The sequence below is a fragment of the Paenarthrobacter sp. Z7-10 genome, from assembly GCF_026932795.1.
Taxonomy (GTDB): Bacteria; Actinomycetota; Actinomycetes; order Actinomycetales; family Micrococcaceae; genus Arthrobacter_M.
Map to the genome: position 1 here is coordinate 48,616 of NZ_JADPVH010000013.1, position 25,907 is coordinate 74,522.

Genomic DNA, 25,907 nt, shown 5'->3' on the forward strand with positions numbered 1-25,907 from the left:
AGCTTCCATCCTGCCATGCCCAGTGGCCGCGGCTAGCGTTGAGGCAGGCCGACCGCGTCACACATGACGTTGATCACTGCCGGGGAGAGCTCATAACGATCTGCGGTGAACAGGCGCACCTGTTCCACCGCCTGATACAACAGCATTTCCAATCCGGACACGGTGGTCCCGCCAGTCGATTCCCAGCCGGCGGCCAACGCACTGGGCCACGGATCGTAGGCCACATCCAGCAACAGCCGCGGCGAGTCCCGGTCCGCTCGAGCGGCGGCCGGAGCAGTGTTGAGTTCGCGCGCCAGTTCATCGGCCGCGTGCGGCGGGAGCGTTGAGATGACAAGGTCGTATCCGGCCAAGGCTCCTGCCGCCTCGGACCAGGGGCGGAACCGATGCGGCAGGCCGACGGTGGTCGCCGCCTTTGCTGTCGGACTCGCCCGGGCCCCGCTGCGGACGAAAATGTCCACCGCTGCGGCGCCCAGTTCCGCCGCGGCGGCCACGGCGGCAACGGCCGTTCCGCCGCCCCCCAGCAGCGCAACGGCAGGACGTTGCCGCACGCCGGCGTATTGCAGCGCCCTGACCAGGCCGACGACGTCGGAATTGTGCCCGGTCAGCCGGGGCTGACCCGGGTCGGAATAGTCGAAGGTGACGGTGTTAACCACTCCCAGCCGTGCAGCTTCGCCCTTTAGCCGGTCCAGCAGCGGCACCATGGCGGACTTCAGCGGCATCGTCACGGACAATCCCAGCCAGTCCTGGTCCAACCGGAGGGCCTCGACGAACCGGGGCAGTTCGGCCTCCTGGATATCGGCGGCATAGTAGCCAATATCCAGTCCCAGTTGGCGGTAGGCCGCCGCATGCAAAGCGGGGGATCTGGAATGGGATATTGGATGACCAAGGACGGCCGCGAGCCGCCGCGGCCTGTTCCCAGCCTTCGGGATCCAGTCAGAGGGCAGGTTCACCTATTTGCACTTGCCGGTGTTGGCCTTGCACCACGCCTGGTACTTCTGGACGTTTTTCAGGTGTTGGGCATAGGTCTTGGCGTACAGCGTTTCCCCGGTGTCCAAGTTCACTGTCACCCAGAAGTAGTAAGGGTTCGCCTTGGGATGGGCCGCCGCCTGGATGGCCTTTTCCTTCGGCGAGCCGATCGGGCCCACCGGCAAACCCGGATGAGCGAACGTGTTGTAGGGGTTGGACGCGTCTTTTTTCTGCGCGGCCGTCAGGTTGTAGGTTTTGATTCCCAGACCATAGGCCACTGTTGCGTCGGATTCGAGCCTGCCGCCGGTTTCCTTGTTCGGATGGTTGAGCCGATTGTCGATTGCTCCGGAAATCAAGGCGTAATTCGCCTCGTTCCCCTCGGCTTCGATGATGCTGGCGATGGTCAGCACCCGATATTGCTCCGCCGGCGCGGTGACCCCCGTCTGAACAAGCTGGTCCTTGGTGGTCTTCACCAGCTGGGCCAGAATTTCGCGTGCGGTCATGTCCACCGGAAAGCGGTACTCCCCCGGGGCCAGGTAACCTTCCAGGTTCTTCGCGGCTGCCGGGAGCCCGAAGGACCGCGGGTCCTTGGCCAGCGCGGCAAACTGCTTTTCCGCTATCCCGGTGGATTTCGCCAGCAGGGCAAGCACCTCGGGTTCGCGCAGATTTTGCGCAATGGCGGCATAATGGACCTTTTTGTCCGGGCTCACCAGGATGGATACCGCATCGGAGGCCTTCATCTGCAGTTTCATCTCGAACATGCCCGGCTGAAGTGCGGTGTCGCCATTGACCGCAGCGAGAGCACTGAGGAAGGCACCGTCGCTGGCCACGATGTCCGCCTTAACCAGCCCGACAGCGACTGTCCTGCCGCTCGAACCGGGGTCAACGGTGAAATTGACCGAGCCGTGGCCGGGGCCGGCATAGTCCTTGGCGGCCTGCGGTGTAAGTAAGGGCCGGATGAATTGGAAGGCCAGTACCACAACCACCACGAAAAAGGCTGTCACCAGCGTCAGCACCACAGCCCGGCGGCGGCGGCGAACCCGGGAGGAGGACTTTCGCATCCGCCGGCGGTGGGGGGAGTCCTGGTCGGCGAAGATGGGGTGTTCACCCTCGCCGGGGTCGGGTTCCTCGGCCGCGAAGTCCTGGTCCGGGGAGGGATGGTCGGGGAAAATCGAGCTCACAGGGATGGTCCCCGTTCATCGTTAACGGCTTTGATGACGTCTTCCTTATCTGTTGACTGCCGTTCAACGTGCCCCGTCGCGTCAGGCATCCGGACCAGAGAACCCGCGGGTCTGCTGCGGGATTTCTCCATATCGAGGGCGTGCTGCAAAATTCCTGCGGCCGCCACCTGATCAACTATTTTACGGTGGTCCCGGCTTCCCACGCCAGCGGAGTGCAGCTGCTGGTGGGCGGTCACGCTGCTCAGCCGCTCGTCCACCAAGCGCACCGGGACCGCCAGCTCGGCAGCGGAGAGGGCCTGTACCAGCAGCTCTGCATAGGACCGTGCCATCTGCGCGGAGGCTGTTTCGGTACCCTTGAGGGTCCGCGGTAATCCGACGTAGACCGCGACGGCACCTCGTTCCCGGACTTCGCGCAGGAGCACCCGGATGTCGGAATTTTTTTTGGCATCCCGGCTGAGGGTCCGGACCGGAGTGGCGAGGATTCCGTCCGGGTCGCAGCATGCCACGCCGACGCGGACGGTGCCAACGTCCACGCCGAGTTTGACACCGCGCTGGAGCGCTCCTTCCGTCATGGCTGGGGTTCTAGCCGCGCTGGGCGATGGCGTCAACGATTGCGGTCAGCGCAGCCGGAATCTTGCCCGCGTCCGAACCGCCGCCCTGGGCCACGTCATCTTTACCGCCTCCGCCTCCGCCGAGAATTCCGGCGGCCAGCTTGACCAGGGCCCCGGCGCGCACACCCGCCGCGCGCGCGGCCTCGTTGGTTGCCACCAGGACCATCGGCCGTCCGTTCGCCGTGCCCGTCACCGCGACGGTGGACGCCGCACCGCCCAACCGGCTGCGCAGGTCCATCGCCAGCGACCGCAGGTCCTCGGCAGCATTGATCGGCCCGGCGTCGTGGGCTATCACCCTGACGCCGGCATAATCGCGGGCCGTGGCCAGCAGGTTGCCGGCTGTGGCGGCCAGTTGCTCCTTGCGCAGCCGGTCCAGCTCCTTCTCCGCGGTGCGCAGCTTCGCCAACGTGGCTGCCACCCGCTCCTGCAGCTGGTTGGAGGGTACTTTGAGCAGATCGGTCAACTCGGTCACCAGGGCGCGTTCGGCGGCCAAATGGCGAAAGGCGTCCATGCCCACAAAGGCTTCCACCCGGCGGTTGCCAGAGCCGACAGACTGTTCTCCAAGCAGCGTGAGGCTGCCGATCAGCGAGGTGTTCGCTACGTGGGTACCGCCGCACAGCTCCCGTGACCAGGCACCGTCTATCTCCACCACGCGCACTTCATTGCCGTAGTTTTCACCGAACAGTGCCATCGCGCCAAGGGCTTTCGCGTCAGCGAGGCCCATCACCTTGGTGTCCACGCGGTAGTTGTTCCGGATGGCGATGTTGGAAACTTCTTCGATTTCCGACCGGGTCGCGGTGCTCAGTCCTTCACCCCAGGCGAAGTCAAACCGCAGGTAACCGGCCTTGTTGAATGAACCGCGCTGCAGGGCTTCCGGACCAAGAATCTGGTGCAGGGCAGCGTGCACTATGTGCGTTCCGGTATGCGCCTGCTCGGCGGCGTGCCGGCGCTCCCGGTCCACCGAGGCTTTGACCAGCGCATCGGCGCCCAGTTCCCCCTCACGCACTATCGCCTTGTGCACGCTCAGACCCTTGACCGGGCGCTGGACGTCCAGGACTTCCAGCACAAATCCGTCGCCGGTGATAAGCCCGGTGTCCGCGGCCTGGCCGCCGGCCTCTGCGTAGAAGGGCGTCTCGGCCAGCACCAGCTCGACTTCACTGCCGGCGGCGGCCCGCTCAACCCGCTGACCGCCGGAAAGAATTCCGCGGACCCGGGATTGGCCATCCAGGTCGTCATAGCCGGTAAATACGGTGGCGCCTTGGCTGAGGAGTTCGTGGAAAACGCCCAGGTCCGCATGCCCGGTTTTCTTTTCGCGCGCGTCGGCCTGTGCCCGCTGGCGCTGTTCAAGCATCAACGCACGAAACGCTGTTTCGTCCACGGCCAGGCCTGCCTCATCGGCCATTTCAAGCGTCAGGTCGATCGGAAAACCGTAGGTGTCGTGCAGGGCGAAGGCGTCGGCTCCGGAGAGCGGACGGCCGGCGGCCTTGGACTCGACGACGGCGTCCTCCAAGCGCGCTGTTCCGCTGGCAATGGTGCGCAGGAAGGCCTTTTCCTCCGCATAGGCGATGCGGCTGATCCGCTCGAAATCGGTCTCCACCTGCGGGTACGCGCCCTTCATGGCGTCCCGCGAGGCGGGCAGCAGCTCTGGCAGGCAGGGCCGCTCCACGCCCAGCAGACGCATGGCCCGCACTGCCCGGCGGATCAGCCGGCGCAGCACATAGCCGCGGCCCTCATTAGTCGGTGAAACGCCATCAGCGATCAGCATCAGGGCCGAGCGGATATGGTCGGCCACCACCCGCATCCGCACGTCGTCCGTGTGGTGCGGGTCATCGGCGGTCTCCGCGCTGGTGTATTCCTTGCCGGAGAGCCGGGCGGCCACGTCCAGCACCGGGCGTACCTGGTCGGTTTCGTAGAAGTTCTCCACGCCCTGCAGGATCAGCGCCAGGCGTTCCAGCCCCAGGCCGGTATCAATGTTCTTTTTGGGCAGTTCGCCCAGGATCTCGAAATTGTCCTTGCCGATGCCCTCGCCGCGCTGGTACTGCATGAAGACCAAATTCCAGATCTCAATGAACCGCGTGTCGTCGACCGCCGGGCCGCCGTCCTTGCCGTAGGCCGGCCCCCGGTCATAATAGATCTCCGAGCACGGCCCGGCGGGGCCGGGCTGGCCGGTGGACCAGTAGTTGTCCTTCATGCCCATCCGCTGGATCCGCTCCTGCGGCAGCTTGGCGATGTCGCGCCAAAGCCGGGCCGCGTCGTCGTCGTCCTGAGAGACGGTGACCCAGAGACGTTCCTTCGGCAGGCCATAGCCGCCGTCCTGCACACTGCTGGTCAGCAGTTCCCAGGCAAAGCCGATCGCTTCAGCCTTGAAATAGTCGCCAAAGGAGAAGTTGCCGCACATCTGGAAGAACGTCCCGTGCCGCGCCGTCTTGCCCACTTCTTCGATATCCCCGGTACGGATGCATTTCTGCACACTCGTGGCGCGGAGGTACGGTGCCTCCTCGCGGGCGGTGAGGTAGGGGATGAAGGGCACCATGCCGGCGACGGTGAAGAGCAGCGAAGGGTCGGAGGAAACCAGCGAAGCCGAGGGAACGGTGGTATGGCCCTTGCTGGTGAAGAACTCGACCCAGCGTTGTGCAATCTCGTGCGACTTCATTTTGGAACTGGACCCTTCGTCTGCGAACTCTTGAATTAGCGGCTGCGGGATTTAGCGCTGGCCGGATTTAGCGGCGGACAGATCTGGCGCCGCCGGATTTGGCGCTGGCCGGATCTGGCGGCGGCCGGATTCAGCGCCAGCGGGATTTAGCGGAGCCGGATCTAGCGCCCGCCGGCGCGGAGGGTGTCGCTGCCGGCGGCTCCGCCGGCGTCCACACCTAGGGCCGCCCGGAGGTCATGTTCGCGCTCGTCCATGCCGTCGCGGACCGCGTCGGCGAAGCTGTGGATACTGTCGCTGAGCCGGCCAACCGCACGGTTGAGGCCCTCCGGGCCCAGGGCGGCCCGCGCGCGCGACACCTTACGGACGGCGATGGCACCGACGGCAATGCCAATGCCTAACCAGAAAATCTTCTTCATGCGCTTGAAACTCCTTTAGTGCGGCCGGATATGCTGCGGCTGGACCTAGCGGCTGCGTGAATGGCGGGACCTGGTGCTGCGGCGGCCGGTGAACGCGGAGCGAACGCCGTAGGAAAAGGCCGCGACCCTGATCAGCGGGGAACCGACGGTTGCCGCGACCAGAGAGGAGAGGGCCGAAATGTTCGCCGTGGCGTCGGAGACATTGTTGGAAATGCCGTCGACCTTCTTCAGCTGCTGATTGGTCGTAGAGACCGTGGCGGTGACCTCGTCGATCAGGGGCGTGGTGCCCTCGCCGATCGACGCGATGGTGCGGCGCAGTTCATCAAAGACCGCTCCGAGCTTCATCACGGGTACCGCCAGGATGGCTACCAGAACGGCGAATACGCCCGCCGCAATCAGGCCTGCAATATCTCCACCGGACATAGGGGGCCGCCTCTTTTCTCTTGGCTTGGTCTCTTGACACTCACGAATGACACTAACGAATTCTTCTACTGCTCCTTGATGTACCTTACCTACAAAGCAGCCCGCGGCGCTTGCCACGGGCTGCTTTGTATTCGTCTTCGGTAGCCGCGGACAATGCCGCGGCCACTGACGCGCTAAGGGATCTAGCGGGCGTAGAACTCGACGACGAGCTGCTCTTCGCAGGTCACGGGGACCTCGGAGCGCTTCGGACGGCGGACCAGGCGCGCCTGGAGGCCTTCCAGCTTGACATCAAGGTAGGCGGGAACGGCGGGCAGCACGTCGCGGTGTGCACCTGCAGCAGCAACCTGCAGCGGGACCATGGTCTCGCTGCGCGGGTGCACATGCACCAGCTGGCCTTCGGCAACACGGAACGACGGACGGTCCACGCGGGCGCCATCCACCATGATGTGGCGGTGCACTACCAGTTGGCGGGCTTGGGCGATCGTACGGGCAAAACCCGAACGCAGCACCAGGGCATCCAGACGCATTTCCAGCAGCTCAACCAGGTTTTCACCGGTCAGGCCCTTGGTGCGGCGGGCTTCCTCGAAGACACGGGTCATCTGTGCTTCGCGGATGCCGTACTGGGCGCGCAGACGCTGCTTTTCGCGCAAACGCACCGCGTAGTCGCTGTCCTGCTTCTTGCGGGCACGACCATGCTCGCCCGGGCCGTACGGACGGCGCTCGAGGTATTTGGCGGCCTTGGGAGTCAGAGCAATGCCAAGCGCCCGTGAGAGGCGTCCCTGGCGGCGGGCACGTGTGTTGTTAGCCACGTTGTCCTTCCAATATTCATGCGGTAAAGCTCGCTGACACCGAAACCGGCACTTCCGCTCCGCTAACGACACGCATGCCGGTACTGAACAGAATGAGGTGCTGGAAATGGATCAATGCTTAGGTTATGTTCCTGGCCTCCATCATGGAGAGTTAGGGCTACCGCCGCCCGTCGCTGCAACCGCTGGGCATACCTGTTTCACAAATACTCCAGGATGCGAACATCGCCGGGGTCAGGAAAGGCAACAGGTATGGAGCCAAGGCTTGCCAGTGCACCCAACAGCTTAGCAGTTATTTGGGCTTGATTCCGCGGATTATGCCCCGCAGCCGCTCCAGTCGGCCGCCAATCTCCCGCTCGAGGCCATAAGAGGTTGGCTGGTAATAGTCCCGTCCCACCAAGTCATCGGGCGGATACTGCTGCTTCGCCACCGAATGTGGCTGATCATGGGAGTACACGTAACCCTTGCCATGGCCGAGCTGGGCGGATCCCGGATAGTGCGCGTCCCGCAGATGCGTGGGGATGCCGGTTCCGCGGCCAGCGCGCACATCGGCAATGGCGGAATTAATCCCGAGATAGGCAGCATTGGACTTCGGTGCGGTGGCCAAATGGACTACCGCTTCGGCCAGCACGATCCGAGCCTCAGGCATTCCGATCAGCGCAACCGCCTGGGCTGCCGCCACGGCAGTCTGCAAAGCGGTGGGGTCCGCCATACCCACATCTTCCGAGGCCGAAATAATAATCCGCCGGGCCACAAAGCGCGGGTCCTCCCCGGCCTCCAGCATCCGGGCCAGATAGTGCAGCGACGCATCCACGTCGGAGCCGCGAATCGACTTGATGAAAGCGCTGATCACATCGTAATGCTGGTCCCCGGCCCGGTCGTAGCGCACGGCCGCTGCGTCCACCGCCCGCTCGGCGTGGTCAAGCTCCACCGTCACCGGGGCGGATCCGGAAGGTTCCGTTCGTGCGGCGGAACCGGCACTTCCTGCACCCGCGACCGGGTCCGTTTCTCCACCGGCTGTGCCGCCCGTGACCGGGCCGGATTCTCCATCGGCTGTGCCGCCCATGACCGGGTCCGTTTCTCCATCGCCACCAACTCCCGTGCCGTTGGCCTGCGCACCGGCGTTGACACTCTCCGCGTAGGCCACGCCGGCGGCGGCTTCAAGAGTGGTCAGTGCCCGACGCGCGTCGCCGGCGGCCAGCCGAATCAGGTGATCCAGCGCCTCCTCGCTCAGCTGCACCTTTCCCGCCAGGCCACGAGGATCCTGCACCGCCCGCAGGATCAGTCCTTTGATGTCGTCGCTGGTCAAAGGCTGAAGGGTCAGGAGCAGAGATCGGGAAAGCAGCGGCGACACCACCGAGAATGCCGGGTTCTCCGTGGTTGCGGCGATCAGGACCACCCAGCGGTTCTCCACTCCCGGCAGCAACGCATCCTGTTGAGCCTTGTTGAAGCGGTGGATTTCATCCAAGAAGAGCACAGTGGTGGTCCGGTGAAGATCCCGGGCCGCCAAGGCATCCTCCATCACCTTGCGAACGTCCTTGACGCCGGCGGTGATTGCGGACAGTTCCACAAATTTTCGTCCTGGACCGCGTGCGATCACGTGGGCCAGGGTGGTTTTGCCGGTGCCTGGTGGTCCCCACAGAATGACCGAACTCGGTCCTGCCGGCCCCGCATGCCCTGCACCGGCGGCGAGCAGCCGCAGCGGTGAGCCGGAACCCAGCAGATGCTGCTGGCCCACCACCTCGTCCACACCGCGTGGCCGCATCCGCACAGCCAGCGGGCTGCGGGGCCGGGACCGAAGTCCCCCGCCGGAATCCGTATAGTCCTCGTCGTCGCCGTCGTCCACCCCTGCGCCGGCACTGGGGCCAAAAAGATCACTCACCCGCTAAGGCTATCGGTCGGGACGGACCAGCAGACCCGACGGCCGCCCGAAGGATCGGCTGAGCCGGAACCCCACGGAGCTGTGAAACGGATGCCGGTACACGGGGCATCCGACGGCTGAGTGCCGCCGGTGGAAGTATGGTTGAGTCCGCCAGCCCGAAACACTCCGCCAGCCCGAAACACTTCTTGAGAAATTGGTTGCATGTTCAACGAATCGACGGAACCGCAGTGACGGCCGTTTTCCGAACGGCGTATGTGTCTTCCGAACGGATGGACGGCTGGGTCGAACGGTTCAGTGCCAGTCATGGACAGTTGGGATTGGCGGAGACCGACGACGGCGTTCTGCTGACGGCTGCCGACGGTGCCACCGCGTTGCTGCAGTCGGCATGGCCGGCGGACGGAAGACCTGGCCAGGGTGCCGGTCCTCTTGAACGACTCATCTCACTGGCGGCACAAAGCCGCACGATCGCGGTCGTGCTGCTGCGGCGCGGCGGGTACTCCGTGGGGCTGTGCCGGAGCGGCCGATTGCTGGAATCCAAGAGCGGGACCAGGTACGTCCAGTCACGCACGGCCGCCGGTGGCTGGTCCCAACAACGCTTTGCCCGGCGCAGAGCCAACCAAGCCGATGCCCTCGTGGAGGTCGTGGCCGCCCATGCACTCAGACTCTTTGCGGGCTCGGTGACGCAGCCGGCGGAGTATCCGGTGATGGGCGGCGACAAAGCCCGGGACTATCCGGGGGTGAGCGGCGGCATGGCCCCTGAATATCTGGTGCTCGGCGGAGACAAAGCCCTCTGCCACGCGCTGCTGGCCGAGCCCGCAGCGTCGTCGTGGGCAGGCCTGCCTCAGCTGGCGTTCCGCGATGTGCCGGATCCACGGCTGGCCGTACTCCAACAGGTGGCCAAGGACCTGTCCGCGGTCCGGATCCAGGTCACCGATCCCGCGCCCCAGCAACTTCCTTGAGTGTTCCTTGAGTGCTCGGCTCTAGCGGGCCACAATCAGCGCCTGCGGCGCGGCCTGTTTCATCCGGGTTTGCAGCCACTTCAGCTGGACAGCCGTCTGCTGGTCACAGCTGCTGACAACCTCCAGCAGTTCATCGTCCCGCAACCCCTGGCCGGCCTGCTTGACCAGGGTCCAGGTGACGTCCACCAGGCTGGCCAGGAGGTAGAGATCGTGCAGATCCCGGAGCAGCCCCACCGGCCCGCTGCGCGTGGAGGAGATGCCCTCGGCATGCATTCTTTCGGGCTCGGCGCCCGACTCATCTTCGCCATACCGGTCCACGATCGGTTTTAACGCTTGCTCATGATCGTCGCACTGTTTGGCCAGCGTCTGGCACAGGAAGTGCACGTCCGGCTCGGCGCCATGGCCCTCGGCCACGGTACGGAATGACGCGGCGAGCGTCTGCTCTGCTTTGTGCAGCAGCCCTAAGTAGATGGACAGATTCATGGCCGGTCCTTTCCAGCGGAGCCACCATCGTTATCGTGCCCACCTGTGACGTCCTTGATGGCATTCCTTACGACCCGCTCGACACCCTTCAATGCGCTTTTAAGAGTTTCCTGAAGGGAGTCCTCCCCCTCGCCGGATCCGGTGCTATGACCGGAGCCTGAGTCGCCTGTCGCATGGGCGGCCCGTGGGTGCCCAGGATCGGGCTGAATGGCATCCGGGAACTGCGGCGGTGAGCTGGGCTCCAGAAATTCCTCGGCTTCGGCGTCCGGGCCACCGGTGGTCGGCGGAACAGCAGCACCTGCAGAAACACCGGCATCCGTCGAATCGTGGCCACTTACCGGGTGCCCGGCATCCGCCAAACGCGTGGCATCCGCGGAATCTTGGCCGCTTCCAAAACGGGAGGCCTCCGCTGGACGCGAGGCCGTCGTCGTCGGCGCGGGAGCGGGGCCTTGGCCATCCGCGATCTTTACCACCTGCACCGCCGCGTTCTTGAAGACCGGCTGCTTTGACACCGGATCCCACTCGGTGATGGTGAGCTCATTGGCGGCGGTCGGATGGCCATCCGGGGTGCCGCCGGCATCCCAATAGCCGTAATGGAAGGGCGCGAAGACGGTTCCCGGGCGAATGTCCCCCACCCGCGCCGGAACCTCGATCAGTCCACGACGGGATGTCACCCGCACCAGGTCCCCTTCGCGAACTGCCAGCTCCGTGGCGTCCTGGACGGAAAGCTCCACCCACGCCTTCGGCGCTGCCTTGTGAAGTTGCCGTGAGCGGGCCGTCTTGGTGCGGGTGTGGAACTGATAGGCCGTGCGCCCGGTGGTGTAGCGCAGCGGATATTCCTCGTCGGGTTCCTCATGCGGAGGCGAATAGCTGGCGGTTTTGAAAAGGGCGCGCCCGTTGGGAGCCATGGCCCGGTACGCCTGCGGACCCACGGTGGCTCCGGTGAGCAGGTCGTGGCCGTATGTTTCGCAGTAGTCGGGATCGGTCGGGAAGATCCCATCCTCATAGAATCGGACCACGCCGTCGGGGTGCTCGTCGTTGCAGGGCCATGGAATGCCGCTGCCGCCGCGCAGCCTTTCGTAGCTGATGCCGGAGTAATCGCAGGGCCGCCCGCGGGAGCAGTTCTTCCAGGCTTCGAACCCGTCCTCGGGGCCCTGCCAGTCCAGCAGCGGGGCTCCGTCGAGGGTGCTGAAGCCCATCCGCCGCGAATAATCCAGGAAAATGTCCAGGTCGGTGCGGGCTTCACCCGGTGGCTCCACGGCCTTGTCGGAGAGGTGGACGGTGCGGTTCACGTTGGTGAACGTCCCGGTCTTTTCGCCCCAGCCGGCAGCGGGAAGCACGACGTCGGCTGCCTGTGCCGTTTCGGTCAGGTACAGATCCTGTACGACGACGAACACCTCCTCTTTGGCGAGGATCTTGCGGATCCTCGGAAGGTCGGGCATGGACACGGCCGGGTTCGTGGCGGAAATCCAGAGGAATTCCACCGAGCCCTGCTCGGCGTAGCGGAAGATCTGCATGGCATGCGTCGGCGGCGCCCAATGCGGAATGGTCTCCGGGCTGATGTTCCACAGCGCGGCCAACTCCTGCACGTGCTCGGGGTTCTCCCAGTTGCGGAAGCCCGGCAGATCGCCGTCGGCCCCGCATTCGCGGTTGTTCTGCGCCGTGGGCTGGCCGTTCATTTGCAGGATGCCGCAGCCGGGACGGCCCAGCAGGCCCCTTAGCAGGTGCATATTATTGACCTGACAGGACGACGCTGTGGCCTGCGAGGACTGATAAAAACCCTGCAGGACCGTGGACAGCACGGCCTCGCTGGTACCGAAAATCCGGGCTGCCTCCCGCACGTCCTCTGCATCGACGCCGCACGTCTGCGCGACGGCCTCGGCGGTCCACGGTTCCACCGTCGAGCGCAGCTCCTCGATCCCCATTGTGTGCTGGCCGATGTAAGCCTCATCGATCCAGCCGTTGTGCAGCAGTTCGCGCACCAAGCCATGCATCAGCGCCAGATTGGTGCCCGGCCGCAGCGCCAGATGCACATCCGCCAGCCTCGCCACTTCGGTCTCCCGCGGGTCGACGCAGACCAGCTTTGGCCGGTCCGGCCCCGCCAGCCGGTCCAGCACCCGGGACCAGAGCACCGTCTGAGTCTCGGCCATGTTGTGGCCGTACAAGAACATCGCGTCGCAGTTGTCAATGTCCGTATACGAACTTGGCTGGCCGTCGGAACCGAAGGACTCCTTCATGGCCGCGGCGGCGGTGGCCGTGCACAAACGCGTATTGCCGTCCATATGCGGGGTTCCGATGCCGGCCTTGCCGATCATCGCCAGAGCGTAATATTCCTCGATGAACAGCTGCCCGCTGGTGTAAAAGCCATGGCTGAGCGGGCCGCGCTCCTTGAGCAATGCCTTGCTTTTGGACACAATCCGTTCCATGGCCGTATTCCAGCTGCATGGAACCAGCTGTCCGTTTTCCCGGATCATGGGCGAGGTCAGCCGGTCCGGATGAGACACCCCCTGCCAGCTTGCAAAGAGTCCCTTCGGACCCATCCGTCCGTGGTTGACCAGATCCCCGGCTCTGCCGCGGATGCCGACCATGGCGCCGTCCTTGACCGCAATGTCGCAGGCACAGCCGTTGCTGCAGAGGACGCAGGCGGACTGCACCCAGCGGTCCACGTCCTTCTCCTGGACGCCGTCGGCAAGTTTCTGATCCACCCGGACCGGCCACAATGCGCCGCGGGCAAATGGTGTTCTGGTTCCCCAGATCTCGGAAATACGGTCCACCATGGAACGCCTCCTGGCACGTTGACTGGAACACTGGCTGGAACACTAACGGGAACACTGGCTGGCCGTGAACCGGCGGATACCCGAACTGGAGCCGCCGTGACCTGCGAGCACTGACGCCGCTGGGGCCAGCCCTGCTGCGTTGACCTCAGGCTAATACGGCTCTCGCATATTTGAAAGGACACATCAGAAGGATAATTTCCCCCGCCGGCCCGGAATCCCTTGAATGCCGGGCGGGGCAGCCGTAGGGTCATAAGCAGGCTTAGCGTAGGCTGCAGCAGGTCAGGTGCCCTCCAAACCACCATTTGGTGCCGCACCTCAATAATCCCGGAGGAACCCAATGAGCGAGGAAAACAGCATCCGAATTCCCGGCGCCCCGGTTGGCGAGCCGCCCAGCTTGAAGGAACCAACAACACCGCGGGAGCCTTTGCCCCCCAAACCGGATCAGCAGGGCCCGGAGGCGGTCTCCCCCACCGGAACTCCGACCGGGGCACCGGTTTCCGCGCGGGCACAGTCCGGCCCCTACCTGACCACCGCGCAGGGCGTGCGGATCTCCGATACGGACCATTCGCTGAAGGTCGGATCGCGCGGACCGGTTCTGCTGCAGGATCACCACCTGCGGGAGAAAATCACGCACTTCGACCATGAGCGCATTCCCGAGCGAGTGGTCCACGCCCGTGGTGCCGGAGCTCACGGTACGTTCCGCTCCTACGGCACAGCCGCCAAAATCACCCGCGCGGGGTTCTTGGCCGCGGACGTGGAGACGCCTGTCTTTGTGCGGTTCTCCACTGTGCTGGGATCGCGCGGCTCGGCGGACACTGTACGGGACACCCGTGGTTTTGCCACCAAGTTTTACACCGATGAGGGAACCTTCGACCTGGTTGGCAATAACATTCCTGTCTTCTTCATCCAAGACGGCCTCAAATTCCCCGACGTGGTCCATGCGGCCAAGCCGCATCCGGATCGCGAAATCCCACAGGCACAAAGCGCACACGACACTTTTTGGGATTTTGTCTCGCTGCACACCGAGGCCCAGGCACACACGATGTGGAACATGTCCGACCGCGGACTGCCGCGCTCCTTCCGAACCATGGAGGGCTTCGGCATTCACACCTTCCGGATGGTCGATGCCACCGGAAACACCACCTTGGTGAAATTCCACTGGAAGCCCAAGCAGGGCGTGCACTCGTTGGTGTGGGAGGAAGCTCAAATCATCGCCGGCATGGACCCGGATTTCCATCGCCGTGATCTGGCCGATTCCATCGAGGCAGGCGCGTTCCCCCAATGGGAGTTCGGCGTACAGACCTTCCCGGACACCGAAGACCAGATGTTTCAGGGAATTGACCTGCTGGACCCGACCAAATTCGTTCCGGAGGAGCTTGCCCCGGTCCAACCCATAGGGCTAATGACGCTCAACGCCAATCCGACCAACTTCTTCGCCGAAACGGAACAGGTGGCCTTCCATCCGGGCCACCTGGTGCCTGGCATCGACGTGACGAACGACCCTCTGCTGCAGGTGCGGCTTTTTTCCTACCTGGACACGCAGATTTCCCGGTTGGGGGGCCCGAACTTCGCCCAGATTCCGATCAATCGGCCGCAGGCACCAGTCAACGATATGCTGCGTGACGGGATGCACCAGAATGCCGTGCACGCCGGCGTCGCCCCGTACCGCCCGAACTCGCTGGACGGCGGTTGCCCGTTCCAGGCCGGGGCGGATCTGGGAGCCTTCGTGGACGTTCCCGAGGCCATGGCAGCGGCGATCAAGGAACGTCGTGCGCCCGCTTCCTTTGACGATCACTTCAGTCAGGCACGGCTCTTTTACCGCAGCCTGACGGCCGTGGAGCAGGGGCACATAATCCAGGCGTATACGTTCGAACTGGGCAAATGTGCCGTGCCCGTGGTCCGCGAGCGGGAGTTGATGGCGCTGGCCAACATCGACGCGCAACTGTGCGCCGCCGTTGCCCGGGGACTTGGGATGCCGGCCCCGCAGCCCAGCGAGGGGCTGACGGACACCGACCCCAGTCCGGCGCTGTCCCAGTTGGGCAAGACCTGGCCCTCCGCCGGACACGTTATAGGCATCCTCGCCGACGGCGGCAGCGACTTGGACGCGATCCGCACAGTGCAGGCTGCCATCGCCGACGGTGGCATGGTCCCGCTGATCATCGCGCCTTCCGGAGGTCAATTAGGCGAAGGCGGCGACGGGGGATTGGCCGTCCAGCGCACCTTTCTGACGGCCCGGTCCATCGAATTTGATGCAGTGCTCATCGCCGGTTCGCTCGAGCCGGCAGCCGACGCGCAGCCCGGCCTCGACGCCAAAGCCGGTGCCCCGCGCGGGGCTGAGGTTGACCCGCGCGTGGCTCTGCTGCTGGCCGAAGCATTCCGGCATGCCAAGGCAATTGGTGGATGGGGCGCCGCCGCAGACGTCGCGGCGGCAGCCGGCATAGAACCTTCAGCCGCGGGGGTGGTGCTGGGAACCGATCCGACGGCGGTCCTTACCGAGGTGACTGAACTGTTGACGAAGCACCGGGTATGGGACAGGTTCCCGACACCGGCTGCATAGCCACGGACGCCGAGGGATCTCCCGCCCGGTGGCGGACTACTTCGTCGCCTCCGCCGGCACCTTCGGTTCGGGCTTGAAGTCCACTCCCGCTTCCCTGCGCTGCTGAGCCGTGATCGGCGCCGGAGCCGCCGTCAGCGGATCGTAGCCACCACCGGACTTGGGGAAGGCAATTACGTCCCGGATGGAATCCACACCGGCAAGCAGTGAGACCGCCCGGTCCCAGCCAATTGCGATACCGCCATGCGGCGGCGCCCCGAACTTGAAGCCTTCGAGCAGGAAGCCAAATTTTTCCTGGACCTCCTCCCGCGAGAGCCCCATCACCTGGAAGACGCGCTCCTGGACCTCCCGGCGGTGAATACGGATGGAACCGCCGCCGATTTCGTTGCCATTGCAGACGATGTCATAGGCGTAAGCCAGGGCCGACTCCGGATCGGTATCAAAGGTGTCCATAAATTCGGGTTTGGGCGAGGTGAACGCATGGTGTACCGCGGTCCAGGCGCCGCTTCCCACCGCCACGTCCCCGGCCTGCACAGCCGCGTCGGCCGGCTCGAACATCGGTGCGTCGACGACCCAGACGAAGGCCCAGGCTGCGGGATCGATCAACCCGGTCCGGTGGCCTATCTCCACCCGGGCCGCGCCGAGCAGCGCGCGCGAGGGAGCCACCGCGCCGGCGGCGAAGAAGATGCAGTCCCCCGGCTTGGCGCCGACGGCGGCCGCCAACCCGGACTTCTCCGTCTCGTTAAGGTTCTTCGCCACCGGACCCGACAGGCCGCCGTCGTCCTGAACCAGCACGTAGGCCAGCCCCTTCGCGCCGCGCTGCTTCGCCCATTCCTGCCACGCGTCCAGGGTACGACGCGGCTGCGAAGCACCTCCAGGCATCACCACCGCCCCAACGTAGGGCGCCTTGAAAATGCCAAAGCCGGTGTCCTTGAAGAAGTCGGTCAGCTCCGTGAGCTCCAGCCCAAAGCGCAGATCCGGCTTATCCGATCCGTACCGGGCCATCGCGTCGCGGTAGGTCATGCGCTCAATGGGCAGGGGAATGTTGACGTCGATCAACGCCCAGAGAGCCTGCACGATCCGCTCCCCGAGGGCGATGATGTCGTCCTGGTCCACAAAGCTGGCCTCGATATCCAGCTGGGTGAATTCGGGCTGCCGGTCGGCGCGGAAATCCTCATCCCGGTAGCAGCGCGCAATCTGGTAGTACTTCTCGAAGCCGCCCACCTGCAGCAACTGCTTGAACAGCTGCGGGGACTGCGGCAGGGCGTACCAGGAGCCGGGCGCCAGCCGCGCCGGGACCACGAAATCGCGCGCACCTTCCGGCGTGGACCGCGTCAGCGTGGGAGTTTCGATCTCCACATACCCCTGCGAGTGCAGCAGATCGCGTGCCACCCGGTTCGCCTCGCTGCGCAGCCGCAGGTTGCGCTGCATGGAGGGACGGCGGAGGTCCAGATACCGGTGCTTCAGCCGTGCTTCCTCGCCTACTTCAACATGCTCGTCGATCTGGAACGGCAGCGGCGACGCCTCGTTGAGCACGGTGACGGAATCGGCAATGACCTCGATCTCCCCCGTGGCCAGGTGCGGATTCTCATTGCCCTCGGGGCGCTTTTGAACGGCGCCCACCACCTGGAGCACAAACTCATTGCGCAGCGCATGGAAGACCTGTTCCTCGCGCACCACGATCTGGGCGATTCCCGAGGCGTCGCGCAAATCCAAAAATGCCACACCACCATGATCCCGACGACGGGCAACCCAACCGGAGAGAGTTACAGTTTGTCCGATGTGCTCGGCCCGCAAAGAGCCGAGGTCATGTGTGCGCAGCACAGCATTCCTTTCAATGGTTTACCACTCGTGAGACAGTCCTCCCGAGTTTACCGTTGAATGCGGCTGGCTCCGTTCCGCCCAGTCCGTGCCGCTCACGACCGGCAGCGGCCCTTTCCCAAGTAGGTAGCAGCAGATGCACTCATTCGGGCTTTTGAGTGCATCTGCTGTTACTCAGTTGGGACAAAGCAGGAGCGGCGTGGGATGGACGTGGGTAAGGATTGGGGTGGAGGTGGGGCAGGGGTTAGGAGGAAGGTACGACGGCGATGGTCGGGGATAGATCCTCGGCCGCGGGAGTCCACGTGGCGGGGTCTGCCGGCACCTGCTCGCCGCTGCGGATGTCCTTGACCTGATGGCTGCCGTCCTCGCCGGTGAACCAGACGAACGGGATGCCACGCTTATCGGCATATTTGATCTGCTTGCCAAATTTCTCCGCCTTTGCCGCCACCTCGGTGGATATTCCTCGTTCCCGCAATGCGGCCGCAACATCCTGGGCCTGCGGCCAGCTGTCGTCGGTGCCAAGGCTGACCAGGACGGCCGTGGGGACGCTGCGCGAGGCCACCGCCAACTCCTGGCTGACAATGCGTGAAACCAGACGGGTGACGCCAATGGACAATCCCACTCCGGGGAATTTGCGGTTGCCTTTCGTGGCCAAGCTGTCGTAGCGGCCACCGGAGCAGATGGAGCCAAGATTCTCGTGGCCGACCAGCTGGGTTTCGTAGACCGTGCCGGTGTAATAGTCGAGTCCGCGGGCGATACTCAGGTCCGCCAGCACCGAGCCCGGGGCGCGGAGTGAAGCCGCCGCAATGACCTGCTCAAGCTCGGCCAGACCTTCGTCCAGCAGCTCATGGGTGACGCCCAGGGCCTGGACCTTGGCCACGAACGAGGTGTCTTCGGTTTGGATGGAGGCCAGCGCCAACGCCAAATCGGCCTGCTGGGCACTGGCACCCAGCTCGGACTTCAGCAGTTCTGCCACCGCGGCGGCACCGATTTTGTCCAGCTTGTCGATGCTGCGCAGCACTCCCGGGGTATCTGTAAGCCCGATTCCGCAGTAAAAGCCTTCCGCCAGCTTACGATTATTCACCCGCAGTTTGAACGCAGGAATGGGCAGTGCGGACAAAGCCTCCACGATTACCAGGGCCAGTTCAATGTCGTACCGGAAGGGCAGTTCGCCGTCCGCCACCACATCGATGTCCGCCTGCGTGAACTCCCGCGCCCGGCCATCCTGCGGCCTTTCACCGCGCCAAACTTTCTGGACCTGGTAGCGGCGGAACGGAAAGGCCAGGTAGCCGGAATTCTCCACAACATAACGGGCAAACGGAACGGTCAGATCAAAATGCAGGGCCAGCTGGTTCGGATCCGCCGATTCCGCGGTCCGTGCCCCCGACCCAGCGTCGTCGTCATCAAGGAGCCGGCGCAGCGCGTAAACCTCCTTGTCGATCTCCCCCTTGCGCAGCAGTTGGCCCACTGTTTCCACCGCCCGGGTTTCAATCGAGGAAAACCCGTGGAGTTCGAAAATGCGCCGCAGAGTGTCCAGGATATGCAGCTCCACCAGCCGTTCCTGAGGTAACCACTCGGGAAATCCGGACAGGGAAGCGTTGCGTGCCATGGGGAATGCACTCCTAACTCACGGGGAAAGCCCCGAACGCAGAGGAACACAGCTGTTCCCGGGGGCTTTCTAAGGTTCTCACAGCGGCAGCCTAGGTACACTGTCTGCGGCAGCCATTTTATCCAGTTTCACCGGCTTCTTTCGGCACAGCAGCGCCGGGAGACCAAACGCCGGAAAATGCCCGACGACGAGGAGACACGCCATTGCCGACGAGCAATAAGGACGCCCGCGAAGCCAGGAAGCGCATCGCACAGATGCAGGCGAAGGAAGCGCTGCGCCGGGAGCATAAGTTGCGCAGCAAACGGGACAACGTGGTTTCGGTGGTGGCTATTGGCGCCGCGGTCGCACTTGCCGTGGTGCTGCAGATCACCGTTTTCAGCCGCAATCCCACCGCCGCACAAACCGCTGCGGTAGAGGCGGGACTGGAATCTTCGGCCAGCCCTTCCGTCGGCGCGACGTCGTCGTCGACCGCTGCGCCGACGTCCGGCACGGCACCCACCAACGGCGCTAACATTCCGAAGGCGTCCACCGCGGCCGGGAAAACGTTCACCGGCACGCTGACCCTGAACAAGCAGCCCATCGGCGTCCAGATTAACGGCACCAAGGCTCCACAGGCCGCGGCCGTCTTCAAATCCCTGACCGACCGCAACTTTTTTCACGGACTCAGCTGCCACCGACTGACCAACGCGAGCGACTTCGGCGTCCTGCAGTGCGGGTCAAAGGACGGAAAGGGCGGCTCGGACCCCACTTTCGAATGGGGACCGGTGGAAAACACTCCTGCGGACGGCAAGTACCCGGCCGGATCCATCGCGGTGGCGCGCGGCAGCAGCGTGTACAGCAACGGCACGCAGTTCTTCTTCGTCTACGAGGACACCGTGCTGCCGCAGACCGACGGCGGATACACGATCATGGGCAAGGTGACCTCTGGCCTGGATGTGGTGCAGAAGATCGCCGACGGCGGCATCACCGGCGGCGGCACGGACGGTTCGCCTGTGACACCGGTAACGATAGACTCATTTACGCTCAAGTAAACTGGGCGAGAATTACCGGATATGCGCCGACACGTGCGTGTCCGGGCAGTACGATTACCAAGATTTCCCTCCAGCGAAAGACTTTTAGCGGTGACAGACAGTCAGAAATCCGACGAAATGGCAGCACCCGACGTAGTAGCTGAGGCGGTACAGGAACCGACCCAGCAGAAACCGGTCCAGCAGGACAGCGGCGGGCAGGACAGCGCGGATTCCTCGCTGCCGGGCGATGGACAAGCGGCGCACGGCGGTGCAGCCGAAACCATCCCAGCTGCAACTCAAACCGAGCCTGCCATGCCCGCGGAGGAAGCCGGTGACTTGGCATCCGTTCCTGCAGCTCCAGCCGAACCTGCGCCTGAATCTGATGCGCCCGCTCCAGAGCCGGCCACACCTGCCGAGTCTGCACCTGCTGAGTCTGAGCCTGCCGAGTCCGCTTCCGCTGCGTCTGCACCTGCCGAGTCTGCACCTGCCGAGTCTGCACCTGCCGAGTCTGTGCCTGCCGAGTCTGCACCCGCCGAGTCCGCTCCCGCTGCGTCTGCACCTGCCGAGTCTGTGCCTGCCGAGTCTGAGCCTGCCGAGTCTGCACCTGCTGCGTCTGCGGCGCCCGCGCATCCGGTGCCATCCCCCGCGTCGTTTGCAGCACGGCCCAAGGCTCCAACTCCATCGCCGGCATCGGGCCGACCTCGCGCAGCAGTACCGGTTGCCCCTGCCCATGCTCTGAGCACGAATCTTGCTGAGGCGGCGAAGTGGGGCCGCGCCGAGGATGACGGACACGTTTTCCTGCTGTTGGAGGGCGAGGAAGTCGCCGTTGGGCAGTACCCCGGGGCCACTAAAGATGAGGCCCTGGCATACTTCGCGCGGAAGTTCGAGGACATCGTGGCGCAGATTACGCTGCTGGAACAGCGGGTGGAGGCCAAGGCCCCCACGACGGACATGCGCAAGACGATCAAGCATTTGCGCGAGCAGTTGTCGGAGCGTAAGTCCGTGGGCGACGTTCATGGCGCAGAGCGGCGTCTTGACGCACTGGAAGGCCGCATTGCGAATCTGGAGGCTGCAGAACGTGCCGGCCACGATGCCGCCCGTGCCGCCGAGCTGAAGTCCCGCGAGGCCATTGTTGCCGAGGCGGAACACATCGCCGGCGAGGACCCCGCCAGCATCCAATGGAAAACCAGCAGCGCGCGCATGAACGAGCTTTTTGAGTTCTGGAAAACTGCCCAGAAGAGTGGACTTCGACTCGGCCGCAGTACCGAGGACGCGTTATGGAAGCGATTCCGCTCGGCCCGCACCGTGTTTGATCGCCACCGTCGTGCCTACTTCTCGCAGCTGGACAGCACCAACTCCGCGGCCAAGGCCGCCAAGGAAAAACTGATCGCCGAGGCGGAAGAGCTTTCCAGCTCCACGGACTGGGGTTTTGCCGCGGGGGAATACCGCCGGTTGATGGATCAGTGGAAGGCCTCGCCCCGTGCCAGCCGCAAGGACGACGACGCACTGTGGGCCCGGTTCAGAGGTGCTCAGGACAAGTTTTTCGCCGCCCGGCAGAGCATCAACGCCGCCCTCGACGAAGAATTTTCCGCAAATTTGGTGGTCAAGGAAGCCTTGGTGGCGGAGGCGCAGTCACTGCTGCCGATCAAGGATCTTGGTGCAGCCAAAAAGGCTCTGCAGCCCATCCGCGACCGCTGGGAGGAAGCAGGAAAGGTCCCGCGGGCGGACATGCAGCGGATCGAGGCTGGCCTGCGCCAGGTAGAGGACGCGGTCCGCAAGGCGGAAGAGGAGAGCTGGCGCCGTTCGGATCCCGAGGCCAAGGCGCGAACCAACAGTGCGCTGACGCAGCTCGAATCCACCATCGCGTCCCTGAAGGCCGATTTGGCCAAGGCCGAATCGGCCGGGGATCAGCGCAAGGTCAGGGATGCCCGGGAGGCTCTGGAGGCCCGCGAACAGTGGTTCGACCAGATCCAGAAGGCGGCCAGCGACTTCGACTAGTCTTAGCCGAGTTCCACCGTTTCGACGGTCTCAGCTATCCAAGCCTCGGGATCACGCATGACCCCGGCGGCTGAACCGGCCCACAGGTTGCGCATCTTGGCCAGCAGCGACTCAGCTTCCTTAACTGTGTCGAATTCGAGATCGATCATCACGAAAAGCGGATCGGTTGTCGATCGATGGACCTGGTAACGGCGGACCCCAGACCCCTGGCGGTCCGCCGGGTCGATGTCAAAGGCTTGCTTCCAACGGTCGAAGTCGGGGACGGAATGCTGGATTCTGAGGATGGCCACAATGTCTCCTTCTGGGATCGGATGAGCTGACGCTGCAACGCCGCCTGCAAGCTGGACGGGCCCGCGCGTTTCCATGAGCTTGGGTCCATCTGGAGGCAGTCTAGGGCATCGCTGCGCTCTTTGGTGGTGTAAATGCCTGCACGCCCTTGGCAGGGGGCCATCGATGAAGGTGTGGACTCACGAGGGAACGTTGTCCACACATTCCCTCGAGGCCTTTCACTTGCCTGCCCGCGGCGGCAAGCTGGTGACATGGACGAATTCCCCGGGAGGCAGGCAGCGGTTTTATCCTTCAGCTCGGCCGGAGCAAACCCGCAGACCGTCCTGAGCCCGGGGCGGATGTTCCACCGTTCGGAACTGCGGTCCATGAGTTTGGATGGGCTGCTGACCCCCGTTTTTGCCGATGCCTACACAGTGACGGGCACAGCGTCCACGCCCGCGATGCGAAGCCATGCCGTTTCGCTCGCGCTGCCCGCTAACCTGGTGAACCGTGCGGTGCTGGGCAGACTGACCGCAGCCTGGATCTATGGCTGCGGCCCAGCGCCATCGACTATTTCCCTCCTCGTGGACAACGGGCACCGGATCACAGCCCTGCGCCCCTGGAGCGGCTGCATCCTCCACGAGGTGTCCTTGGGTCCTTTCGACGTAATCCAGTTCTCCGGAGCGGCGGTGACCAGCCCGCTGCGCACCGCGGTGGACGTTGCCCTCCACGTTCCGTCGGCTCAGGCCGTGCCCGTGCTGCTGATGCTGTCAGCGGACCCGGTGCTGAAATGCCCTCTTACGCTGATTCGGGACGCTCTGGAGTCCGGCTGCAGGATTCCGCACAAGACCCGGGCCCTGGAGTGTGTGCGCTGGCTGCTGAACCATTCGGGGCGCCTCTGATCGGCGGCCTAGTCCCGGCGCTTGGAACCCGTGGTTCGGTACACGTCGAAGACCCCGTCTATGCGGCGAACCGCGCTGAGGACGTGGCTCAGATACTTCGGGTCACCCATCTCGAAGGCGAAACGCGAAATGGCGACCCGGTCCGTTGAGGTGTGCACGCTCGCGGCGAGGATATTGACATGGTTTTCGCTCAGGATCCGGGTGACGTCGGACAGCAGGCTCTTGCGGTCCAGTGCCTCGACCTGGATTTCCACCAGGTAAACGCTGGACTGCGTGGGTGCCCATTCCACATCGACCAGACGGTCCGGCTGATCCCGGAGCGCCTGATAATTACGGCAGTCCGCGCGGTGTACGGAGACGCCCGAGCCACGGGTGACAAAGCCGGCAATCGCATCCGGGGGCACGGGCGTGCAGCAGCGGGCAAGTTTGGCGAGCACATCGCCCATGCCATGCACCATCACCCCGGAGTCCGCATAGCGCGGCCGGTTGGGTGCGTGCGGAGTGGCAATCTCCGCGACTTCGTCATCGGCCAGGTCACGACCGCCAAGGGAGTCGACCAGTTTTTCCACGACTGCTTGGGCGGAGCTGTGTCCATCCCCCACCGCTGCGTAGAGTCCGGAAATGTCCGTATAGCGGAATTCCTCAGCGACTGCCAGCAGCGCATCGTGAGTCATCAGGCGCTGCAGCGGCAGGTGCTGCTTCCGCATCGCCCGGGTCAGCAGATCCTTGCCCTTTTCTAGGGCCTCTTCGCGGCGTTCCTTGCTGAACCACTGCCGAATCTTATTTCGGGCCCGCGGACTCTTGACGAAGTTCTGCCAGTCCTGGCTGGGACCGGCACCTTCGGCCTTGGAGGTGAAGATTTCCACCCAGTCGCCATGGTTCAGCTCGCTGTTCAGCGGCACAAGTTTGCCGTTGATGCGCGCGCCGATGGTGCGGTGCCCCACTTCGGTATGCACGGCGTAAGCGAAGTCCACAGGAGTGGAACCGGCCGGCAGGGCCATGACCTCGCCCTTGGGCGTGAATACGAACACCTCCCGGGCATTGATCTCAAACCGGAGCGAGTCCAGGAACTCGCCAGGGTCGGAGGTCTCCTGCTGCCAGTCCACTAAGGTGCGCAGCCAGTTCATGTCTTCCTGGTTCGGACTGGCACCGTCCGGCACTCCCTTGGGCGCGGTCTTGTACTTCCAGTGCGCCGCCACACCGTATTCGGCCCGCTGGTGCATTTCATGGGTGCGGATCTGAATCTCCACCGGTTTGCCGCCAGGTCCAATCACGGTGGTGTGCAGCGACTGGTACATGTTGAACTTGGGCATAGCGATGTAATCCTTGAACCGGCCCGGAAGCGGGTTCCAACGCGCGTGCATGGTTCCCAGCGCCGCGTAGCAGTCGCGGACCGAATCCACCAGAACCCGCACACCCATCAGGTCGTTGATGTCGTCAAAGTCCTTATCCCGGACAATCATCTTCTGGTAGATCGAGTAGTAGTGCTTCGGCCGTCCGGTGATGCTTGCCTTGATTTTCGCTGCGCGGAGGTCCTCATCAATCTGGTTCCGCACCACGGAGAGGCTCTTTTCGCGCTCCGGGGTGCGCTCCCCGACCATCCGGACAATCTCGTCGTAGACCTTCGGATACAGGGCTGCGAAGGAAAGGTCCTCCAGTTCCCACTTCATCGTGTTCATGCCGAGACGGTGCGCCAATGGAGCAAAGATGTCCAGCGTCTCGCGCGCCTTGCGGCCGGAGGATTCAGCGGAGACGAACCGCCACGTGCGCGCATTATGCAGCCGGTCGGCGAGCTTTATTACCAGCACCCGAATGTCCTTAGCCATCGCGACCACCATCTTGCGGACGGTTTCGGACTGCGCTGCCTCGCCGAAGGAAACCTTGTCCAGTTTCGTCACGCCATCCACCAGCATGGCCACTTCACTGCCGAACTCCGCGCGGAGTTCCTCGAGCTTGTAAGGCGTATCCTCTACGGTGTCATGCAGCAGCGCAGCTGCCAGCGTGGTACCGGTCATGCCCAGCTCGGCCAGGATGGTGGCAACCGCCACCGGATGGGTGATGTACGGGTCGCCGCTCTTTCGCTTTTGACCCTGGTGGCTGCGCTCGGCCACCACGAACGCCCGTTGGATCAGGTCAAAGTCCTCTTTGGGATTGTTGACCCTCACGGTCCGCAGCAGCGGCTCGAGGATGGGTGAGTGCCCCCCGCTGCCCCGGCCGGTCAGTCGTGCCAGCCGTGCCCGCGTGCGCTCACGCCGGCCCGGGAAAGTCGGGCGCAGCTCGGCGGGATCAGTGCCCGGTTCCCGCTCGACCGGCTGCCCGGGCACCAGTGCTGTCTGCCGGGCGCTGGCCGAAGCCGGTCCCGCAACCTGATCGGTCCGGGGCGCCTGCTCGTCCAATGCTGAGTCCTTAGTTTTTCGTATTCATTCCAACGATTTTTTCCGCTCGGGAATTCCCCTAGTCTAGGCCCGCGTCGCCGGCTCCCACGTCACCGGCGATAACCCGCCGGGCCTTCACTCCAAACAGGCCCTAATCCCCTTCGAGTCCATAATTCGAGGACCTTAAGCGTGAGTGGCCGGCGCTTGGGCGCCG

Annotated in this window: 19 protein-coding genes; 5 read left to right on the top strand and 14 right to left on the bottom strand. The window is 64.3% G+C overall.

Features of this window, described 5'->3' with window-relative positions; translation table 11 throughout:
* Window positions 1-32: 32 nt before the first annotated feature.
* The 8 genes from IV498_RS05990 to IV498_RS06025 all read right to left on the bottom strand — a co-directional run bounded on the left by IV498_RS05990 (window position 33) and on the right by IV498_RS06025 (window position 8,938).
* Window positions 33-950, bottom strand: coding sequence for a shikimate dehydrogenase family protein (locus IV498_RS05990; RefSeq protein WP_269045656.1), 918 nt, complete (start codon window positions 948-950; stop codon window positions 33-35).
* The gene (gene mltG / locus IV498_RS05995) at window positions 951-2,147 is read right to left on the bottom strand and encodes an endolytic transglycosylase MltG (protein WP_269045657.1); all 1,197 of its coding nucleotides are present in this window, start codon (window positions 2,145-2,147) and stop codon (window positions 951-953) included. It abuts the gene before it with no gap.
* Entirely contained in the window at window positions 2,144-2,719 is a 576-nt protein-coding gene (gene ruvX / locus IV498_RS06000) for a Holliday junction resolvase RuvX (RefSeq protein ID WP_269045658.1), read from the bottom strand. The genes mltG and ruvX overlap by 4 nt, the downstream gene beginning before the upstream one ends.
* A 10-nt stretch (window positions 2,720-2,729) precedes the next feature.
* On the bottom strand, window positions 2,730-5,411 hold the full coding sequence (gene alaS, locus IV498_RS06005; protein ID WP_269045659.1) for an alanine--tRNA ligase: 2,682 nt from the start codon (window positions 5,409-5,411) through the stop codon (window positions 2,730-2,732).
* A 161-nt stretch (window positions 5,412-5,572) separates the two neighbouring features.
* Entirely contained in the window at window positions 5,573-5,827 is a 255-nt protein-coding gene (locus IV498_RS06010; protein WP_269045660.1) for a DUF6167 family protein, read from the bottom strand.
* A gap of 45 nt (window positions 5,828-5,872) precedes the next feature.
* Window positions 5,873-6,250: a DUF948 domain-containing protein gene (locus tag IV498_RS06015; RefSeq protein WP_269045661.1), complete on the bottom strand. Its 378-nt coding sequence runs from the start codon at window positions 6,248-6,250 to the stop codon at window positions 5,873-5,875.
* Window positions 6,251-6,432: 182 nt separating this feature from the next.
* On the bottom strand, window positions 6,433-7,059 hold the full coding sequence (rpsD, locus tag IV498_RS06020) for a 30S ribosomal protein S4 (protein WP_269045662.1): 627 nt from the start codon (window positions 7,057-7,059) through the stop codon (window positions 6,433-6,435).
* A 289-nt stretch (window positions 7,060-7,348) separates the two neighbouring features.
* On the bottom strand, window positions 7,349-8,938 hold the full coding sequence (locus tag IV498_RS06025; protein WP_269045663.1) for a replication-associated recombination protein A: 1,590 nt from the start codon (window positions 8,936-8,938) through the stop codon (window positions 7,349-7,351).
* A gap of 227 nt (window positions 8,939-9,165) precedes the next feature.
* On the opposite strand from IV498_RS06025, the gene IV498_RS06030 reads away from it, so the two are divergent.
* On the top strand, window positions 9,166-9,897 hold the full coding sequence (locus tag IV498_RS06030; RefSeq protein ID WP_269045664.1) for an acVLRF1 family peptidyl-tRNA hydrolase: 732 nt from the start codon (window positions 9,166-9,168) through the stop codon (window positions 9,895-9,897).
* Window positions 9,898-9,918: 21 nt separating this feature from the next.
* Here the strand turns inward: IV498_RS06030 and IV498_RS06035 are convergent, their stop codons facing one another.
* Complete coding sequence (locus tag IV498_RS06035) at window positions 9,919-10,380, bottom strand: hypothetical protein (RefSeq protein WP_269045665.1); 462 nt, start codon at window positions 10,378-10,380, stop codon at window positions 9,919-9,921.
* Complete coding sequence (locus IV498_RS06040; RefSeq protein ID WP_269045666.1) at window positions 10,377-13,157, bottom strand: molybdopterin oxidoreductase family protein; 2,781 nt, start codon at window positions 13,155-13,157, stop codon at window positions 10,377-10,379. The genes IV498_RS06035 and IV498_RS06040 overlap by 4 nt, the downstream gene beginning before the upstream one ends.
* 337 nt (window positions 13,158-13,494) lie before the next feature.
* Here IV498_RS06040 and IV498_RS06045 point away from each other — a divergent pair, with 337 nt between their 5' ends.
* Window positions 13,495-15,714: a catalase gene (locus tag IV498_RS06045; RefSeq protein WP_269045667.1), complete on the top strand. Its 2,220-nt coding sequence runs from the start codon at window positions 13,495-13,497 to the stop codon at window positions 15,712-15,714.
* Window positions 15,715-15,750: 36 nt separating this feature from the next.
* Here the strand turns inward: IV498_RS06045 and aspS are convergent, their stop codons facing one another.
* Both aspS and hisS read right to left on the bottom strand, forming a co-directional pair.
* Entirely contained in the window at window positions 15,751-17,535 is a 1,785-nt protein-coding gene (gene aspS, locus IV498_RS06050; RefSeq protein ID WP_269045668.1) for an aspartate--tRNA ligase, read from the bottom strand.
* A 241-nt stretch (window positions 17,536-17,776) separates the two neighbouring features.
* A complete protein-coding gene (gene hisS, locus IV498_RS06055) occupies window positions 17,777-19,141 on the bottom strand; it encodes a histidine--tRNA ligase (RefSeq protein ID WP_269045669.1) in 1,365 nt (454 codons plus the stop codon).
* Between the two features lie 203 nt (window positions 19,142-19,344).
* On the opposite strand from hisS, the gene IV498_RS06060 reads away from it, so the two are divergent.
* Together IV498_RS06060 and IV498_RS06065 are read left to right on the top strand one after the other, a co-directional pair.
* A complete protein-coding gene (locus IV498_RS06060) occupies window positions 19,345-20,172 on the top strand; it encodes a peptidylprolyl isomerase (protein WP_269045670.1) in 828 nt (275 codons plus the stop codon).
* 291 nt (window positions 20,173-20,463) lie between these two features.
* The gene (locus tag IV498_RS06065) at window positions 20,464-22,149 is read left to right on the top strand and encodes a DUF349 domain-containing protein (RefSeq protein WP_442951301.1); all 1,686 of its coding nucleotides are present in this window, start codon (window positions 20,464-20,466) and stop codon (window positions 22,147-22,149) included.
* A 2-nt stretch (window positions 22,150-22,151) separates the two neighbouring features.
* On the opposite strand, the gene IV498_RS06070 is transcribed toward IV498_RS06065, so the two are convergent.
* Entirely contained in the window at window positions 22,152-22,439 is a 288-nt protein-coding gene (locus IV498_RS06070) for a hypothetical protein (protein ID WP_269045672.1), read from the bottom strand.
* A 249-nt stretch (window positions 22,440-22,688) separates the two neighbouring features.
* On the opposite strand from IV498_RS06070, the gene IV498_RS06075 reads away from it, so the two are divergent.
* Window positions 22,689-23,318, top strand: coding sequence for a hypothetical protein (locus tag IV498_RS06075; RefSeq protein ID WP_269045673.1), 630 nt, complete (start codon window positions 22,689-22,691; stop codon window positions 23,316-23,318).
* Between the two features lie 8 nt (window positions 23,319-23,326).
* Here IV498_RS06075 and IV498_RS06080 read toward each other — a convergent pair whose 3' ends face one another.
* A complete protein-coding gene (locus tag IV498_RS06080) occupies window positions 23,327-25,642 on the bottom strand; it encodes a RelA/SpoT family protein (RefSeq protein WP_442951302.1) in 2,316 nt (771 codons plus the stop codon).
* Between the last annotated feature and the right edge of the window lie 265 nt (window positions 25,643-25,907).

What these genes read in the sequence shown, in the direction of transcription:
- IV498_RS06010 (WP_269045660.1), bottom strand. Translation starts at nt 5,827, where the DNA reads ATGAAGAAGATTTTCTGGTTAGGCATTGGCATTGCCGTCGGTGCCATC.
- hisS (WP_269045669.1), bottom strand. Translation starts at nt 19,141, where the DNA reads ATGGCACGCAACGCTTCCCTGTCCGGATTTCCCGAGTGGTTACCTCAG.
- alaS (WP_269045659.1), bottom strand. Translation starts at nt 5,411, where the DNA reads ATGAAGTCGCACGAGATTGCACAACGCTGGGTCGAGTTCTTCACCAGC.
- ruvX (WP_269045658.1), bottom strand. Translation starts at nt 2,719, where the DNA reads ATGACGGAAGGAGCGCTCCAGCGCGGTGTCAAACTCGGCGTGGACGTT.
- IV498_RS06045 (WP_269045667.1), top strand. Translation starts at nt 13,495, where the DNA reads ATGAGCGAGGAAAACAGCATCCGAATTCCCGGCGCCCCGGTTGGCGAG.
- IV498_RS06065 (WP_442951301.1), top strand. Translation starts at nt 20,464, where the DNA reads ATGCCCGCGGAGGAAGCCGGTGACTTGGCATCCGTTCCTGCAGCTCCA.
- IV498_RS06015 (WP_269045661.1), bottom strand. Translation starts at nt 6,250, where the DNA reads ATGTCCGGTGGAGATATTGCAGGCCTGATTGCGGCGGGCGTATTCGCC.
- IV498_RS06040 (WP_269045666.1), bottom strand. Translation starts at nt 13,157, where the DNA reads ATGGTGGACCGTATTTCCGAGATCTGGGGAACCAGAACACCATTTGCC.
- IV498_RS06075 (WP_269045673.1), top strand. Translation starts at nt 22,689, where the DNA reads ATGGACGAATTCCCCGGGAGGCAGGCAGCGGTTTTATCCTTCAGCTCG.
- IV498_RS06035 (WP_269045665.1), bottom strand. Translation starts at nt 10,380, where the DNA reads ATGAATCTGTCCATCTACTTAGGGCTGCTGCACAAAGCAGAGCAGACG.